The 15,609-nt window shown below is 73.5% G+C and carries 12 protein-coding genes; 8 read left to right on the top strand and 4 right to left on the bottom strand.

Going from position 1 to position 15,609, the window contains the following annotated elements:
- Window positions 1–45: 45 nt before the first annotated feature.
- The 7 genes from ACXKR8_RS40390 to ACXKR8_RS40360 all read left to right on the top strand — a co-directional run bounded on the left by ACXKR8_RS40390 (window position 46) and on the right by ACXKR8_RS40360 (window position 8,501).
- Window positions 46–852 (top strand): SAM-dependent methyltransferase, encoded by an 807-nt coding sequence (locus ACXKR8_RS40390; protein WP_458269486.1) that lies wholly within the window; start codon window positions 46–48, stop codon window positions 850–852.
- A complete protein-coding gene (locus ACXKR8_RS40385) occupies window positions 849–2,957 on the top strand; it encodes a putative bifunctional diguanylate cyclase/phosphodiesterase (protein WP_458269485.1) in 2,109 nt (702 codons plus the stop codon). Before ACXKR8_RS40390 ends, ACXKR8_RS40385 begins: the two co-directional genes overlap by 4 nt.
- 310 nt (window positions 2,958–3,267) lie before the next feature.
- On the top strand, window positions 3,268–4,044 hold the full coding sequence (locus ACXKR8_RS40380; protein WP_458269484.1) for a glycosyltransferase family 2 protein: 777 nt from the start codon (window positions 3,268–3,270) through the stop codon (window positions 4,042–4,044).
- A complete protein-coding gene (locus ACXKR8_RS40375; RefSeq protein WP_458269483.1) occupies window positions 4,041–5,384 on the top strand; it encodes a glycosyltransferase family 2 protein in 1,344 nt (447 codons plus the stop codon). The genes ACXKR8_RS40380 and ACXKR8_RS40375 overlap by 4 nt, the downstream gene beginning before the upstream one ends.
- Window positions 5,381–6,712 carry a lipopolysaccharide biosynthesis protein gene (locus ACXKR8_RS40370; protein WP_458269482.1) on the top strand — a complete coding sequence of 444 codons (1,332 nt, stop codon included), beginning with the start codon at window positions 5,381–5,383 and terminating at the stop codon, window positions 6,710–6,712. Before ACXKR8_RS40375 ends, ACXKR8_RS40370 begins: the two co-directional genes overlap by 4 nt.
- Entirely contained in the window at window positions 6,712–7,656 is a 945-nt protein-coding gene (locus ACXKR8_RS40365; protein WP_458269481.1) for a glycosyltransferase family 2 protein, read from the top strand. Before ACXKR8_RS40370 ends, ACXKR8_RS40365 begins: the two co-directional genes overlap by 1 nt.
- Window positions 7,657–7,688: 32 nt before the next feature.
- A complete protein-coding gene (locus ACXKR8_RS40360; RefSeq protein ID WP_458269480.1) occupies window positions 7,689–8,501 on the top strand; it encodes a polysaccharide deacetylase family protein in 813 nt (270 codons plus the stop codon).
- 38 nt (window positions 8,502–8,539) lie between these two features.
- On the opposite strand, the gene ACXKR8_RS40355 is transcribed toward ACXKR8_RS40360, so the two are convergent.
- The 3 genes from ACXKR8_RS40355 to ACXKR8_RS40345 form a co-directional block, all read right to left on the bottom strand.
- A complete protein-coding gene (locus tag ACXKR8_RS40355; RefSeq protein WP_458269479.1) occupies window positions 8,540–9,841 on the bottom strand; it encodes a glycoside hydrolase family 16 protein in 1,302 nt (433 codons plus the stop codon).
- A complete protein-coding gene (locus ACXKR8_RS40350; protein WP_462100043.1) occupies window positions 9,838–10,935 on the bottom strand; it encodes a hypothetical protein in 1,098 nt (365 codons plus the stop codon). The genes ACXKR8_RS40355 and ACXKR8_RS40350 overlap by 4 nt, the downstream gene beginning before the upstream one ends.
- A gap of 714 nt (window positions 10,936–11,649) precedes the next feature.
- Window positions 11,650–12,870 carry an NAD(P)-binding domain-containing protein gene (locus ACXKR8_RS40345; protein ID WP_458269477.1) on the bottom strand — a complete coding sequence of 407 codons (1,221 nt, stop codon included), beginning with the start codon at window positions 12,868–12,870 and terminating at the stop codon, window positions 11,650–11,652.
- Window positions 12,871–13,061: 191 nt separating this feature from the next.
- Here ACXKR8_RS40345 and ACXKR8_RS40340 point away from each other — a divergent pair, with 191 nt between their 5' ends.
- Window positions 13,062–14,009 carry a carboxylate--amine ligase gene (locus ACXKR8_RS40340; protein ID WP_458269476.1) on the top strand — a complete coding sequence of 316 codons (948 nt, stop codon included), beginning with the start codon at window positions 13,062–13,064 and terminating at the stop codon, window positions 14,007–14,009.
- Window positions 14,010–14,160: 151 nt separating this feature from the next.
- Here ACXKR8_RS40340 and ACXKR8_RS40335 read toward each other — a convergent pair whose 3' ends face one another.
- A complete protein-coding gene (locus ACXKR8_RS40335; RefSeq protein ID WP_458267506.1) occupies window positions 14,161–15,576 on the bottom strand; it encodes an IS1380 family transposase in 1,416 nt (471 codons plus the stop codon).
- Window positions 15,577–15,609 lie beyond the last annotated feature (33 nt).

Here is a 15,609-nt window from a genome sequence, read left to right as displayed (position 1 = left end):
GGCTTTTACTGACCATTGTCTGCTTCCACTCAAAGAGGTCCCAATATGTCGCGACCGAAGTGGGTGCCCGCGGGAACGGATCTCGACCAGCCGAACGCGGCCCGGGTCTACGACTACTACCTCGGTGGATCGCACAACTTCGCAGTGGACCGGGAGATGGCCCGGCAGGCGATGGAGCTGTGGCCGGACCTGCCCGTGATCATGCGGGCCAACCGGGCTTTTCTGCTCCGGGTGGTGCAGTACGTCGCCGAGCAGGGGGTGACCCGGTTCCTGGACATCGGCTCCGGGATCCCGACCTTCGGCGCGGTGCACGAGATCGCCCGGGAGACCGCACCGCAGGCCCGGGTGGTCTATGTGGACCGCGACCCGGTCGCGGTGGCGCACAGCAGGCTGATGCTGAAGGACGACCCGCTCAGCGAGGTGGTGGAGGCGGACATGCGGGACACCGCCGGCCTGCTCGCCCAGCCGGCCGTGGCGGGGCTGCTGGCGGCCGGCGAGCCGGTCGCCGTGCTGCTGGTCGCGGTGCTGCACTTCATCAGCGACGAGGAGGACCCGGAGGCGATCCTCCGGCAGCTCCACCAGGCCATGCCGGCGGGCAGCATGCTGGTGCTCTCGCACGCCGGCCTGGAGGGCCGTCCCGACCAGACCGGGCCGCACCAGGACCTCTACGCCCGGACCCCGACCCCGCTGACCATGCGCAGCATGGAGCGGATCACCGGCATGTTCGCCGGCTTCGAGCTGGTCGAGCCCGGCGTCGTCTACTTCTCCCAGTGGCACCCGGAGAACCCCGCGGCGGTGGAGGAGCACCCGGAACGCCTGGTCGGCATGGTCGGTGTGGGACGCCGCTCGTGAACGCTCCGCCGCCGCAGGACGTCAGCGCGGTCGACCGGTTCGGCGAGGCCTGGGCCGCGCTGCTGCACGACGGTCACGGGGGCACGCTGACCGCGGGCACCAAGCGCCGGCTGGTGACCCGGACCACGGCGCTGCTGAACCGGGCCAGGAACGAGGACCCGTTCGACCCGGCGCTGGCCCAGGAGGCCGGGGCGATGCTGGTGCACGCCCACTACACCGATCCGGCGATGCTCGCCCGGGTGGTGGGGCTGGTGCAGGAACCGCCGCTCGCCGACGACCGCGGACCGGGTCTGGCCGGGGCCTTCGCGGTCGGCTGGGCGGTGGCGCTGCGGGAGCAGACCCTGCACGAGCAGGAGAGCATCAGGCTGGCCGCCGACTCCGCCAGGGAGGAGGCGGAACGGGCCCTGCACGCCTCCGAGGCCCGGTTCCGGGCGCTGTTCGAGAGCGCGGCCATCGGCATCGGCATCGGCGACATCGACGGCAGGATCCTGGAGGTCAACCCCTCGCTGCTGGAGCTGTTCGGCGCGCGCCCGGAGGATCTGGAGGGGCGCCGGGTCGACGACCTGGTGCACCCGGAGGACACCCCCGGGGTGTGGGAGGCGTACGAGGAGCTGATCAGCGGGAAGCGGGACCGGTTCCAGTTCGACAAGCCCTACTACCGGCGCGACGGGGAGGTCGTCTGGACCCATCTGACCGTCTCGCTGATCCGGGACGAGGACGGCGCGCCGCAGTACCAGGTGGCGATGCTGGAGGACATCACCGACCGCTACCGGCTGCAGGAGCGGCTGCGGCACCAGGCCACCCACGATCCGCTGACCGGCCTGCCCAACCGGGCGGCGTTCTTCGAACAGCTGGAGGCGCTGTTCGAGGATCCGGCGCCGGGGGCCAGGATCGGGCTGTGCTACATCGACCTCGACGGCTTCAAGGTCATCAACGACAGCCTCGGCCATGAGGCCGGGGACCAGCTGCTGGCCGCGATCGCCGACCGGCTGGGGTCGGTGCTCACCCCGATGGGCCATCTGCTGGCCCGGCTCGGTGGCGACGAGTTCGTGGTGCTGCTGGAGAACTGCAGCGGCGAGCAGCAGGCGGTCGCGGTCGCGAAGACGGTGCTGAACGCCCTCGCCAAACCGGTGCTGGTGGGCGACCACCAGCTCTCGGTGGGGGCGAGCGTGGGCGTGCTGGAGCGGACCGTGGCCACCACCACCCCGATGGCCGCCGTCCGGGCCGCCGATCTGACCCTCTACCGGGCCAAGGAGCAGGGCCGGGGCCGCTGGACCCTGTTCGACCCGGGGCGCAACGCCCTCTCGGTCAACCGCTACGCGGTGTCGGTGCGGATGCCGGTGGCGCTGGACCGCGGTGAGTTCTTCATCGACTACCAGCCGCTCTGCGCGCTGCCGGACGGCGCGCTGGTCGCGGTCGAGGCCCTGGTCCGCTGGCGGCACCCGCAGCTGGGGGTGCTGGGCCCGGACGAGTTCGTGGCCACCGCGGAGGAGACCGGCGTGATCATGCCGCTGGGCCGCTGGGTGCTGGAGCAGGCCTGCGGCCAGGCGGCCGAGTGGGTACGCCGGTTCGGCGCCGCCGCGCCGCAGGTCAACGTCAACCTGTCGGTCCGGCAGACCCGCAACGCCGGGCTGGTGCCCGACGTGGCGCGGATCCTGCGCAGCACCGGCCTCGACCCGCGGCTGCTGCAGCTGGAGATCACCGAGAGCGCCGTGGTCGGCCGGGACGACGAGTCGCTGCACGCTCTGCACGCGCTGGTGGAGATGGGGGTGTCGCTGGCCATCGACGACTTCGGCACCGGCTGGTCCAACCTCTCCTACCTGCGGGACCTGCCGGTCTCCGGGCTGAAGATCGCGGGCTCCTTCGTCGCCGACCTGCACGACCCCACCAGGGACGAGTCGCTGGGCTGGCGGATCGTCGGCGCCGTGGTCTCGCTGGCGCACACGCTGGGGCTGACCGTGACCGCCGAGGAGGTGGAGACCGCGGCGCACGCCGAACGGCTGCGGGCGATGGGCTGCGACTGGGCCCAGGGGTGGTACTACGGCAGGCCGGTCCGGCCGGAGGAGATCTCCCGGCGAATCGCCGAAAGCGGCTACACGGCGTAGCGGTTCGGAAGCCGATCGAGGCATTCGACATCATTTCGGAGAAATGTCCTCAGGACAACTTGACTCTGTGTGAGCACCCGCAGATGATGAATCCCTGGCACCGCACATTTGCCAGTCAGTTGGCGCTTCGGCGTCCGAGATCGAGCGGAGTCGCAAGACGTCCGTGGCAGACCGCCCGCTACCGGGCCCGCTGCCCCCGTCGGTCGTTCGCTTTCCTCAGGGGCGCGCTCCGCTCTGCGACCGCACCCTCGTTCCCATCGGCGTGCCCCGGACCTCGGCACTGCCGTCGCCCATGGAGAGGTCGTGCGCTGTGAGCATTCCGCTGCCCCGAACCAGTCCGAAACCGCACCCGCTGCGCCGTGAGGACGACCTGCCCAGGACCCGACACACCGTCAGCCTGGTGGTACCGGCCCACAATGAGGCCCGCAACATCGCCTGGGTCTTCGAGCAGATACCGCATTGCGTGGACGAAGTGATCCTGGTCGACGGCGACTCCAGCGACGCGACCCTGCGGATGGCGGCGCAGTGCCTGCCGACCGTGGTCAGCGTCCCGCAGCGGGGCGCCGGGAAGGGCAACGCGCTGCGCACCGGCTTCGAGGCGGCGAGCGGCGAGTACGTGGTGATGCTGGACGCGGACGGCAGCATGTGGCCCGGCGAGATCCCGCACTACCTGCACTTCCTGGACAACGGCTACGACTTCGTCAAGGGCTCGCGGTTCGTGGCCGGCGGCGGCTCGCTGGACCTCACCAGGATCCGCTCGCTCGGCAACCGGGCCCTGCTGACGGTCGTCAACCGGCTCTACGACGCCATGCTGACCGACCTCTGCTACGGCTACTGCGCCTTCCGGCGCAGCTTCCTGGACGAGCTCGACCTGCGTTCCACCGGCTTCGAGATCGAGGCCGAGATGATCGCGCACGCCCTCCGCTCGGGACTGCGGATCGCCGAGGTCCCGAGCCTCGAACTCCCCCGCCGCCACGGGCGCTCGCACCTGCACGCCGTCTCCGACGGCCGCCGGGTGCTGCGGACCCTGCTCGCCGAGCGCCCCGGCGCCCGGTCCGCGGAACCCGTCGCCCCGGGGGAGCGATGAACGGCACCGACCGGCGCACCGACCCGGCCTGCCCCTGCCTCGTCGCCCGCGACTCGCCTTGGACCGCCGTCCGGATCGCCGACCTGGACCTGGACGCACCGGGCGTGCTGCGCGCACCCGGTGGGGCCGGGCCGATCGAACCGGACGGGCGCGTACTGGCGTTGGTGCGACTGCACGGACACCCGCTCGGAGTGGTCACCGTGACCGGCCGACCCGGCGACCCCGCCGGGACGCGCCAGGCGCTGGTCGACGCCGCCCGTCGCGAACTGGCGGCCCCGCTCGCCGGACACCTCGCCGCCGACGCCCGCGCGGCGTCCAGCGACCCCAGGACGAGCGACCCGGCGTCCGGCGACCCGCCGTGCCGGGCCCGCCGGGCCCGGGTGCTGCGGGAGCCGCCCGCGATCAGCGTGGTCGTCGCCACCAGGAACCGGGCCGGCGCGCTGCGCCAGTGCCTCGACTCCCTGCTCGGCACCGGCTATCCGCGGCTGGAGCTGCTGGTGGTCGACAACGCCCCCGACAACGACGACACCGAGGCGCTGGTCCGCTGCCGCTACCCCGGGCGGGTCCGCTACCTCTACGAGCCGGTGGCCGGTCTGGCCCGGGCCCACAACCGGGCGCTGCCCGAGCTGACCGGCCGGATCGCCGCCTTCACCGACGACGACACCCTGGTCGACCCGGAGTGGCCGGCCGCGATCGCCGAGGCCTTCGCGGGTTCCGCGCGGATCGGCTGCGTGACCGGGCTGATCCTGCCGGCCGAGCTGGCCACCAGGGCCCAGGCCGACCTGCAGCGGCACGGCGGCTACGACAAGGGCTTCAGCCCCCGCACCTGGTCGCTCGCCGAACCGCCGGACGACCCGCTGTTCCCGTTCACCGCGGGTCGGTTCGGCTCGGGGGCCAACATGGCCTTCCGCACCGACCTGCTGCGCCGGATCGGCGGCTTCGACCCGGCCACCGGCACCGGCACCGCCGCCCGGGGCGGCGACGACCTGCTCGGCTTCTTCCGGGCCCTGGTCGCCGGGGCCGAGCTGGCCTACCGTCCGGACGCGATCGTCTGGCACCGCCCCAGCCGGGACCAGGACGCGCTGCCCGCCCAGGCGTTCGGGTACGGCGCCGGGTTCGGCGCCTTCCTGGCGGCCGCCATCGCCAATGAGCCGGCCATGCTGCCCGCCCTGGCCCGCAGACTGCCCCGCGGCCTGCACCACGCCGCCACCCGCCGCAGGCCTGAGGCAGCAGCGGACAGCGGCGGCTGGTCCGGGCGGCTCTCGCTGCTGGAGCTGCAGGGGCTGCTGTACGGCCCGCTCGGCTATCTGCTCAGCCTGCACCGGGCCGGCCGGCCATGACCACCCGGGTGGAGACCCCGGCCGCACTGCCCCGGCCGTGCAGCTACCCCACCCTGCTCAGGGCCCGGGCCCGGGCGGCCCTGGACGGCGAGCCGCTGCTGCGCAACGGCCATGTGCTGACCCTCAGTTCGCTCCTCGCCGCGGCCCTGGGCGCGGCCTTCTGGGTGCTCGCGACCTCCTGGTACGACACCGCGACGGTCGGCCGCAGCTATGCCGCGCTGTCGGCGGTGATGCTGCTCTCCGGCGTCGGCCAGCTCAACCTGGCCGACCTGCTGGTCCGGTTCGTCCCGGCGGCCGGGCAGCACGCCGGACGGCTGGCGCTGCGCTGCTACGCGGCCAGCGCCCTGTGCAGCACCCTGGTCGCGGTGGCCTTCCTGCTGCTGATCCCGAAGGTCGCGCCGGGGCTCGGCTATCTGCGGCAGCCGGAGGTGGCGGTCTGCTTCGTGGCCGGGGCGGTCGGCTACTCGATCTTCGTGCTCCAGGACGGGGCGCTGACTGGACTGCGCCGCACCGGCTGGGTGCTGGGCGAGAACGCGCTGTTCGCCGCGGTCAAGGCGGCCCTGCTGGCGCTCTGCGGGATCCTGGCGCTCGGGGCAGGGATCCTGGCTTCCTGGGTCGGCGCCCTGGTGGTGGCCCTGGTGGTGACCAATGTCTTCCTGTTCCGGCACGCCGTGCCGGCCCACCGGCAGGCCCAGCGGGACGCCGCCGCACCGCAGCGGGTGCTGGGCTACGCGGCGGCGGACTACGTCGGCGCGCTGTTCCGGCTGGCCGCGTACAACGTGGTGCCGCTGCTGGTGCTGAACCGGCTCGGCGACGAGGGCAGCGCGTACTTCTCGCTGGCCTGGGTGATCGCCTACACCCTCTTCCTGGTGGCCTACAACATGGGCAGTTCGCTGATCGTGGAGGCGGCCAGGGCCCCCGAGCGGCTGGTCGAGCACGCCCGCAGGGTGCTGCGGCACAACGCGGTGCTGCTGGCCGCCGCGGCACTGCTGCTGGTGGTGGCGGCGCCCTGGCTGCTCGCCCTGTTCGGCCCCCAGTACGCCGCGCACGGCACCGCGCTGCTGCGGCTGCTGGCGCTGTCGGCGCTGCCCAACCTGCTGCTGAGCGTGGCCGTCGACGTGGCCAGGGCCCGCCGCCGGCTGTCCTGGGCGGTGGGCCTGCAGGCCGTGCTGTGCGTGCTGGTGCTGGGCCTGAGCATCTGGCTGCTGCCGGTGCTCGGGGTCACCGGGGTGGGGGTCGCCTGGCTGGCGGCCGAGTGCGCGCTGGGCCTGCCGCTGCTGCTCACCCTGCCGCGCTGGCTGCCCGTCCCACCCCCGAGGAGGTCGTGATGCCCGATCGAACGTCGCTCTCCGTGATCGTCTGCGCCTACACCGTGGACCGCTGGCGGGATCTGTCCGCCTCGATCGCCTCGGTCCAGGAGCAGAGCGGCCCGGTCGACGAGCTGCTGCTGGTGGTGGACCACTGCCCGGAGCTGGCCGACCGCGCCGGGGCCGGGTTCCCCGGCGTCCGGGTGCTCCCCAACCAGGAGCGGCAGGGCCTCTCCGGTGCCCGCAACACCGGGGTCGCCGCCGCCCGCGGCGAGGTTGTCGCCTTCCTGGACGACGACGCCGCCGCCGACCCGGACTGGAGCAGCCGGCTGCTCGACGGCTACGCCGACCCGGACGTGCTCGGCGTCGGCGGCCTGGTGCTGCCCTGGTGGGAGACCGGCCGCCCGGGCTGGTTCCCGCCGGAGTTCGACTGGGTGATCGGCTGCTGCTACCGGGGGATGCCCGAACAGCGTTCGCCGGTACGGAACTTCATCGGCGCCAATATGTCCTTCCGGCGGGCCCCGGTGCTGGCCGCCGGCGGCTTCCGGACCGACCTGGGCCGGGTCGGCACCCGCCCGCTGGGCTGCGAGGAGACCGAGCTGTGCCTGCGGATCGCCGCCCGCGCGCCGCACGGCGTGCTGCTCTACGAACCGGCCGCCGTGGTCCGGCACCATGTGCCGGAGGCACGCACCCGCTGGTCCTACTTCCGTTCCCGCTGCTACGCCGAGGGCCTCTCCAAGGCCGCGGTGGCCCGGCACGCCGGATCGGGGCCCGCGCTGTCCAGCGAGCGCGCCTATCTGCGCTCGGCCCTCCCCCGGGCCCTGGTCCGCGGGCTGCGTCCCGGCTCGGGCAGCAGCCCCGGCACCGCGGCGGCCGTGGTCACCGGGGTCGGCGGCGCGCTGCTCGGCTACACCGACGGCCGGCTGCGCGGCGCCTCGCACCGTCCCGACGGAGCGCCGCCATGAGAGGGAGCTCCGCCATGAGAGGGTGCGCCGCCATGAACCGGATACCGGTCTTCCTCTACCACTCGGTGGTCGACGACCCGCCGGCCTGGATCGCGCCGTTCACCGTGACGCCGCGGGTCTTCACCGAGCAGCTCGACCGGATCGCCGACGCCGGGCTCACCGTGGTGCCGCTGCGCCGGCTGGTCGCCGCGCTGCGCGGCGGTCCGACCCTGCCGCCGCGCTCCGCCGTGCTCACCTTCGACGACGGTTTCGCCGACTTCTACTGGACCGTGGCCCCGCTGCTGGAGGAGCGGGGCCTGCCGGCCACCCTCTATGTCACCACCGGGGCGGTGCACCCGCCGGGCGGCACGTCCGAGGGCAGCCTGCTGCCCCCCGCCGCGATGCTGAACTGGCGTCAGATCGCCACCCTGGACGCCTTCGGCATCGACATCGGCGGCCACACCCGCACCCATCCGCAGCTGGACACCCAGTCCGGGCGGCGGCTCTGCGACGAGGTGGCGGGCTGCAAACGGGAGCTGGAGCAGCTGCTGTCGCATCCGGTGGACGCGTTCGCCTATCCGCACGGATACTCCAGCCCCTCGGTCCGCCGCAAGGTGCAGAAGGCCGGCTGGTCCTCGGCCACCGCCGTCGGCTACGCCTTCAGCTCGCCGACCGACGATCCGCTGCGGATCTCCCGGCTGATGGTCAGGGCGGACACCCCGCCGGAGCTCTTCCAGGCCTGGACCGAGGGCACCGGGGCCCCGGTGGCGCCGTTCCCCGAGCACTGGCGCACCAAGGGCTGGCGCGCCTACCGCCGGCTCAGGGCCGGCCTGGGACGGCCGGTCGGCGGCCCGCCCACCGACTGACGTCCGCTCCCACTGACGTCCGCCGCGGCGGTTCCGGGTCAGTGCTGCCAGACCTGGACCCAGTCGACCTTCATCACGGCCGAGTCCACCGAGGCCGGCGGCGCGGCGGGGTAGCCGACGGCCAGGTCGAGCAGCATTTCCATCGGCACATCGGGAACGTGGTCGGTGGTCCTGAACCGGGCCACGCCGTCCACGTACCAGGTCAGCGAGTCGCTCTCCCAGTCGAGCGCGAAGACGTGGTAGCCGGCCGGGAAGTCCACCGGTCCGTAGTACCGGTGCCGGCTGGTGTCCCGGCCGTCGGGGCCGGCCCAGTGCACGGTCATCACCACCGACCGGGTCGAGCCGATGAACTCGGCGATGTCGAGCTCGGGCGGGGTGGTGCGGGTGTCCGGCATCAGCCAGAACGCCGGGAACATGCCGCCCTGGGCCGGGATCCGGACCGCGGCGGCGAAGTAGCCGCGGGTGAAGGTGCGCCGGGGCGTGCCGTCCCAGGAGTCCCGCCCGGTGGAGACCATGCCCGAGGTCCAGGGGTAGGTGGCGCCGTCGGACCCCAGGGTGCTGCGGCGGTCGGCGGTCAGGCTGAGCACCCCGCCGCCGACCGCCACCTGGCTGGGCAGGTACCACTCGGTCTCGTGGTTCCCGGCATTGGTACACCCGGACAGGTTCCAGTCGTAGCAGGTGGTCCAACTGCTGGAATCCAGGGCGGAGCCGTTGAAGTCGTCCTGGAACACCTTGTGCCAGGGGCCGGGCGCGGCGGGTGCGGCCGCCTCCGAGGCGACGGAGGGGACGGACGCGGCGACGGAGTCCGGGCCGACCGGGGCCGCCCCCTGTCCGGCGCAGGCAGCGGTGGCCGTGAGCAGCCCGACCGCCAGCGCCGCCCGGAGCGCGCCGCCACCGGGCCGGCTCCCGCGGACCGCCGCCACCGCCGCCGTCCCCGCCGCTGGTCGGGAGCGGCGGCATCGGGAGCGGCGCCGGAGCCGTGGGCCGAGGTCGGTGAACAGTGCCATCAGAGTGGTGAGGGCGGCCAGCACGGCGAGCACCCGGGTCGCGCTGAAACTGTGGCCGAGGAAGAAGGCCTCGGCGACCAGCGCACCGATCGACAGGCTGAGCGCCACGGTGAGCACGGCGGACTCCAGCGTCCGCAGCCCCCGGCCGGGCCGCCCAGGCCCGGCCGCCGCCATCCGGACCGCCGCCGCTCCCGGACAGAGCAGCAGAAAGGCGGTGACCACCAGGACCCGGAGGAATCCGGCAGCGGGCAGGGCGGTGACGGCCAGCGCGACCCAGCCGGACAGGGCCAGCCCGAGGCCGGTCGCGGTCGGCGGCGGCCGCAGGCTCCTCATCGGACCGCCTCGGCCGGTCGTCCGGCGGTGGGGACGAACCGGTAGACCACCGCGTCCGCGTTCCGGTACACCACGGTGTAGCCGGGCGAGTGCCCGACCGCGGCCTGCAGCCGGGCCGAGGTGTCGGCCGGCAGCAGCCCGGTGAGGTAGCACTCGGCTGCCTGGGCGCGGGTCAGCACCAGATAGGCGGGGACGCCGGGAGCGGTCCCCTGCACCGCGGCCCGCAGCCCGGCCAGCGGATCACGCACCAGCAGGGTCGTCTCCGGCTGCGCCTGCTGGGCCAGCTGCACCAGGTCGTGGTCCTCGTAGTGCGCGTAGATGCCGGGGATGTTGTCGGTGAGGGTGACGATCACCGAACCCGGCGGCGCGCTGCCGGTGACGTACCGGGCCGCGTCGACCTCGGCGGGGGTGAACCGGTTCATCGCCTCCTTGCCGTAGTAGCTGACGAACAGTCCGCACAGCAGGGCCGCCAGCAGCAGCACCGAGCCAGCCGTGCGCAGCCGTTGCCGGGGCCCGGGCTGCAGCACCAGGGCGGCGACCAGGAAGGCGGTGGCCGGGAGCGCGAACAGGTAGACCCGGAAGATCATCTCCCCGCCGTAGCTGTTGGCGGCGAGCAGCGGCAGCGGCGAGAGCGCGGCCAGCGGCAGTCCGGTGCGCCGCACCCAGGGACGCCGGACCAGGCAGACCAGCGCCAGCAGCACCACGGCCGCGGACAGGCCGCGGTCGACCCAGTCCACCAGCACCTGTCCGGGGGCGGCCGTCCCCAGCCCGGCCAGCCCGGAGACCAGATTGCCGTCCGGGGTGAGCAGTGCCCGGCCGAAGCTGTGCAGATTCGCCGAGATGTACGGGCGGGCCGCGGTGCCGTCCCAGAGCAGCACCATGGCCAGCGCGCCCAGCAGCGGTGGCAGCGTGATCCGCCGGTTCGCCCGCGGCAGGGACAGCGCGGCGAGCACGGTGAGCAGCATCAGCGGGGTGAGCTGGTGCGAGGAGATGATCGCCGCCTCAAGCACCAGCAGCAGCCGGCTCGGCGCCCAGCCCCGGTCCCCGGCCTCCGGCCGGACCGACAGCTGCCGGAACACCAGGGCCAGCACCACGACGTAGAGCAGGAACGCGAACGCCTGGGGGAGAAGTAGTCCTGCCCCACCCAGGAGCAGGAGAAGAAGATCCAGACCCCGCCCCAGACCAGTCTCCGGTCCTGGGTGACCGACCGGTAGAGCAGCAGCAGCGGGCCCAGCAGCAGGGCGTTGACCACCGGCGGGGTCCAGGCCGCGTAGCCGAGCGCCGAATGCAGCCCGGTGGCCCGCAGCAGCAGCGCGTTGAGGTCGAAGAAGCCGGGCCACTGGTTGTAGATGCCCAGCGCGCCCGCGTGCGGCACCGACCCGCCGTGCCGCAGCATCGCGTCGATCACCGCGAGGTGCTTCCAGGCCCAGGAGTAGCGGAGGGTCGGGTAGAGCAGGGTCGGGGTCGCGTGGATCACCGCGATCAGCCCGAGGACGTAGCCGACGAGCCAGGCGGTGCCGATCCGCCGCTCGTGCAGGGCGAGCGCGAAGCCGAGGGTGAGCAGCGCCGCGGCGACCCAGAACAGCACCGGCAGCACCTGGATCAGGCCCAGGTCGCCCATCCGGTCCAGGTCCACCTGACGCAGCGACAGCAGCCACAGCAGCAGCGCCGCCGGCAGCGCGGCGCGGGCGGCGATCACCCGGCTGCGGCCCCACGAGCCGGACCGGCCCGCGACCGCGGTGGCCGAGTGGCCAGGTCCGACCGCCGCGACCACCCCCGGGCTGTCGGTCATCGGCTGCCCTGCTCGGTCATCCGCGGGCCGCCACGGCGGCGCTGATCCGTCCGGCGGCGAAGCCGGTGCCGCAGACGAAGCGCAGCACCGGACCGAAGGTCGCCGCGGCGGCGAGACCGGTGAAGTACAGGCCGTGCACCGAGGACTCGAACCCGGCGGAGAGGTGCGGGGCCCCGCCGGTCCGCCACAGCCCGCCGCGCAGGCCCGGCGCGAGCAGGCCCATCCGGGCGAGGTCGACCCGGTAGCCGGTCGCGGAGAGGACATGGTCGACGGTGAGCACCGTGCTGCCCCCGGTCCGGTCCGCCAGGGTCAGTCGCACCCCGCTGCCGGCCTCGACCGCGGACCGCACCGACCGGCCGGTGAGCACGTCCACCCGGCCGACCACCCGGTCCCGCAGCCACCAGGCGCCGGAGGGGCCGAGCACGGTGCGCAGGAAGTGGTCCCGCACCGGCACCGGCAGCCGCCGGTAGACCCCGGCGGCGTCGGCGAACGTCCGCAGCGACCAGCCGGGGCCGAGCGGGGAGGCCGGTTTGAGCAGCCGCTGTGGCAGCGGCCGCTCGGTCGGCCGGTCGCTGGTCGGGGGCGTGCCGAAGAGCAGTTCCTGGGTCCTGGCCACCACCGTGGGCACCGCACCGGCCTCGTGCAGCAGCGCGGCGCTCTCCAGCGCCGACTGTCCGGCGCCGACCACGGCCACCCGCTGCCCGGTGAAGCGGGACAGGTCGTCGTACTCCGCCGGGTGCGAGACCAGGCCCGCCGCGGCGGCCTCGGCCAGCTCGTCCGGGATGTGGGCGAAGGCGCTGAGGCCGGTGGCCATGACCACCGAGCGGCTGGCGAAGTCCTCGCCCGTCTCCAGGGTGACCTGGAACTCCCCGGCCCTCGCCTCCACCTGCCGCACCACCGTCCGCTCCAGCTCGGGTACGCACTGCTGCTGGAACCACAGGCCGTAGCGGACGAACTCGTCCAGCGGCACCGGGTGCAGGTCGCCCTCGGAGCGGCGGCCCTCGGCCGCGCGGAACCGGTCCAGGCTGAAGGCCCCGGCCGGATCCGAGATGCTGGAGGCCGAGGGGGTGGACTTCAGGAACATCCCGGCCGGCATCCGTGCACGCCAGCTGTCCATCGGCTCACCGAGGACCCGGCAGGACACCCCGCGGGCCCGCAGGTGCGCGGCAGCGGCCAGGCCGTACGGACCGGCGCCGATCACGGTGACCGGGACTGCCTTGGAGCGGGGAACGGTCATGGGTGCTCCTCCTCGACTCCTCGACACGGGTCAGCATCTAGTCCACACCCGTTTCCGGTTCACCCGGACATCGGTTCGGCCATTGGAGTTAACGCGCCCGCCGCGCAGGCCGCTGCTCCGCTCGCGGTGTGCCGGGCCGACTCGGAGAATGGGCAGCAACGATCGGTCGCAGGCCCAGCTTCGAGGTCGCCATGCATGGTTCCGGTCCCGATCTGGACCGCACGGTCCCGGCCCTGCTCGTGAAGGTCGGCCGCTATCCGCAGCACGCGGGCGGCGTCGGGGTGCTGCGTACCCTCGGCCGGCGCGGGGTGCCGGTGCACGCCATGGTCGAGGACCGGCTCACCCCGGCGGCGGTGTCCCGGTACCGGGTGGGCCGCTTCGTCCGTCCCACCACCGGGCTCGAGCAGCCCGACGCGCTGGTGGACCTGCTGGTCGGCATCGGCCGGGCCATCGGCTGCCGCAGCGTCCCGGTCGCCACCGACGACGAGGCCGCGCTGCTGCTGGCGGAGCACGCCGACCGGCTGGCCGAGTACTTCCTGCTGCCGCCGATTCCCCCGGCCCTGCCGCGGCGATTGGCCGACAAGGCGGGCCTGTACCGGCTCTGCCAGGAGCACGGCGTGCCGACCCCGCGCTCGCTGGCCCCGGTCGACCAGGAGGCGCTGCTGGCGATCGGCCGGGACTGGGGCTACCCGCTGGTGCTGAAGAACCTGGCGCCCTGGACCCGGCTGAGCTCACCGGTGGTGGACCACACCACCGTGGTCCAGCACGAGCGAGAGCTGCGGGCGGCCTGCCCGCCGGGCACCCCGCTCTCGGTCCTGGTGCAGGAGTGCATCCCCAACGACCTTTCCGAGGACTGGTTCAGCCATCTCTACTGTCCGGCCGACGGCAGTGACCCGGTCGTCTTCACCGGGATCAAGCTCCGCTCCTGGCCGCCGGGCGCCGGGGTGACCACCCGGGCCCGGGCGCTGCGCAATCCCGCCCTCGCCGAGCAGGCCGCGGAGTTCTGCCGGCGGATCGGCTACCGCGGCGTGGCGGATCTGGACTGGCGGCTGGACCGGCGGGACGGGCAGTACAAACTGGTCGACTTCAATCCCAGGACCGGCGCCCAGCCTGAATCTTTCACCGCAGCGGCCCGTTGATCGTGTGCCCGGGTTGTCGCTTTTGCTCTGCCTGGCGGGCTTCGCCGGGTAGGGCTGCGCGTCGACTGTCGCGTCGGTGGCGCCGGGTTCCACGGGCCCGGGGACTGCGGGTCGGCCTCCTCTCGATGCTCTGCTGGGCGGTTTGCCCAGGTCAGGTTGGGTAGGGCAGGGCCATGAGGCGGCGGAAGGCCTGGACGACCGCGTTCGCCCAGGGCCAGGTTCTGGGGATCTTGAGGGTGCGTTTGCGCTGGCCGCGCACGATCACGGCGGGCACGTGCAGGAAGCGGAAGCGCAGGGTCTTTGGGGTGGCTTTGGCCATCTCGCCCTCACAGCCGAGGAGTTGGAGCCAGTTGCGGAGGTCGCAGGCCAGCGCGGTGGCCAGCAGCCACGCCTGGTTGACCTTCATGTGGCGCGAGGGGAACCGGTTCAGGCCCGCGTCCTTGCTGTCGCGGATCTTCGCCTCGACCCGGGCGTGAGTCCTGTGGCGGGCATCGAGCCATGAGGCCTGACGGTCGGGAGTGTTGGTCGCGAACGTCTGCAGCCGCATGCCGTGTTCGAGCTCGTAGGGTGAGGCGTCCTTGACGTAGCGCGGGTGCAGCGGTTCGCGGCGCACGATCACCCGGTGCCCGGGCGGCCAGAGCGAGAGGTCGCCGAGCAGTCCGGTGATGTCGGCGACCTGCGCGTCCTCACGCGCGGCACCGTCGGCGTCGAGGGCGGCCTGCCACACCGAACGGCCCTGCTTGCGCTCCTGCTTCTCCAGTTCGTCCAGCGCCGTCACGGCCGTCATCTCACGGTCGGTGAACGCCCAGCCGGTCGAGTACTGCCAGGTGAAGGAGGGGTGGCGACGGCCACCGGCCTTCGCGATCCACGTCAGGAGCCCGTGGGAGAACCCGGCCCCGTCGATCCGGAACAAGATCTTGCGGCGGTAGGCGGCGGGCAGCTGCTCGACCGCGGCGGCGAAGCAGGCGATGTTGTCCTCGGCGCTGTTGCAGCCCGCGTCGCCGGGACGCAGCTCCTGCGCGAGCATCTCCCCGGTGTTGTCACAGAAAGCGATCATGGGGCACAGGCCGTAGACGCCCTTCTTGTACGTCCCGGCCGCGCCCTCCTTCTCCGAGGCGCAGGCCACCGGCGTGGCATCGGAGTCGATCACCGTCCAACCGGTCAGCGCCGCACCGTCCACCACGATCCACGGGAACCCCTGCGGCCGGTTCTCCAGCCAGGACCACACCTGCCGGCGCACCGTCGCCCGGGCCCGGGCGACCCGGCGCACCTGCAGCTCGCCAACCTCGTCCAGGACCCGCCACACCGTGGGCGGCGACGCCACCGCCGGGCCGCCCGCCATCACCTCGCGCTGATGCTCCAGCACCGCGATGTCGCCGATCGCCACCGCCCCCAGCACGATCGCGCAGGCCAGGTCCACCAGCACCCGCCCCCGCTCGTGCCCCGGCCGGAAACCCGGGCGCCGCATCGCCTGCGTCAGCGCCCCTGCCAGCCCCGCCCGCTCGGCCAGCACCTGCAGATGCACCCCACCCGCATGCCCGACCTGCCGCCTCCTGTCAGCCGACATGGCCAGATCGGTCAGACGTCCAGTATTCTTCCC

It is taken from the genome of Streptacidiphilus sp. PAMC 29251, from assembly GCF_054208735.2.
The sequence above is the reverse complement of the archived record's forward strand: the minus strand, read 5'-3'. Positions and strand labels throughout refer to the sequence as shown.

Coding starts and splice junctions, on each gene's coding strand:
- ACXKR8_RS40390 (WP_458269486.1), top strand. CDS start 46: ATGTCGCGACCGAAGTGGGTGCCCGCGGGAACGGATCTCGACCAGCCG.
- ACXKR8_RS40375 (WP_458269483.1), top strand. CDS start 4,041: ATGAACGGCACCGACCGGCGCACCGACCCGGCCTGCCCCTGCCTCGTC.
- ACXKR8_RS40370 (WP_458269482.1), top strand. CDS start 5,381: ATGACCACCCGGGTGGAGACCCCGGCCGCACTGCCCCGGCCGTGCAGC.
- ACXKR8_RS40365 (WP_458269481.1), top strand. CDS start 6,712: ATGCCCGATCGAACGTCGCTCTCCGTGATCGTCTGCGCCTACACCGTG.
- ACXKR8_RS40360 (WP_458269480.1), top strand. CDS start 7,689: ATGAACCGGATACCGGTCTTCCTCTACCACTCGGTGGTCGACGACCCG.
- ACXKR8_RS40355 (WP_458269479.1), bottom strand. CDS start 9,841: ATGAGGAGCCTGCGGCCGCCGCCGACCGCGACCGGCCTCGGGCTGGCC.
- ACXKR8_RS40345 (WP_458269477.1), bottom strand. CDS start 12,870: ATGACCGTTCCCCGCTCCAAGGCAGTCCCGGTCACCGTGATCGGCGCC.
- ACXKR8_RS40340 (WP_458269476.1), top strand. CDS start 13,062: ATGCATGGTTCCGGTCCCGATCTGGACCGCACGGTCCCGGCCCTGCTC.
- ACXKR8_RS40335 (WP_458267506.1), bottom strand. CDS start 15,576: ATGTCGGCTGACAGGAGGCGGCAGGTCGGGCATGCGGGTGGGGTGCAT.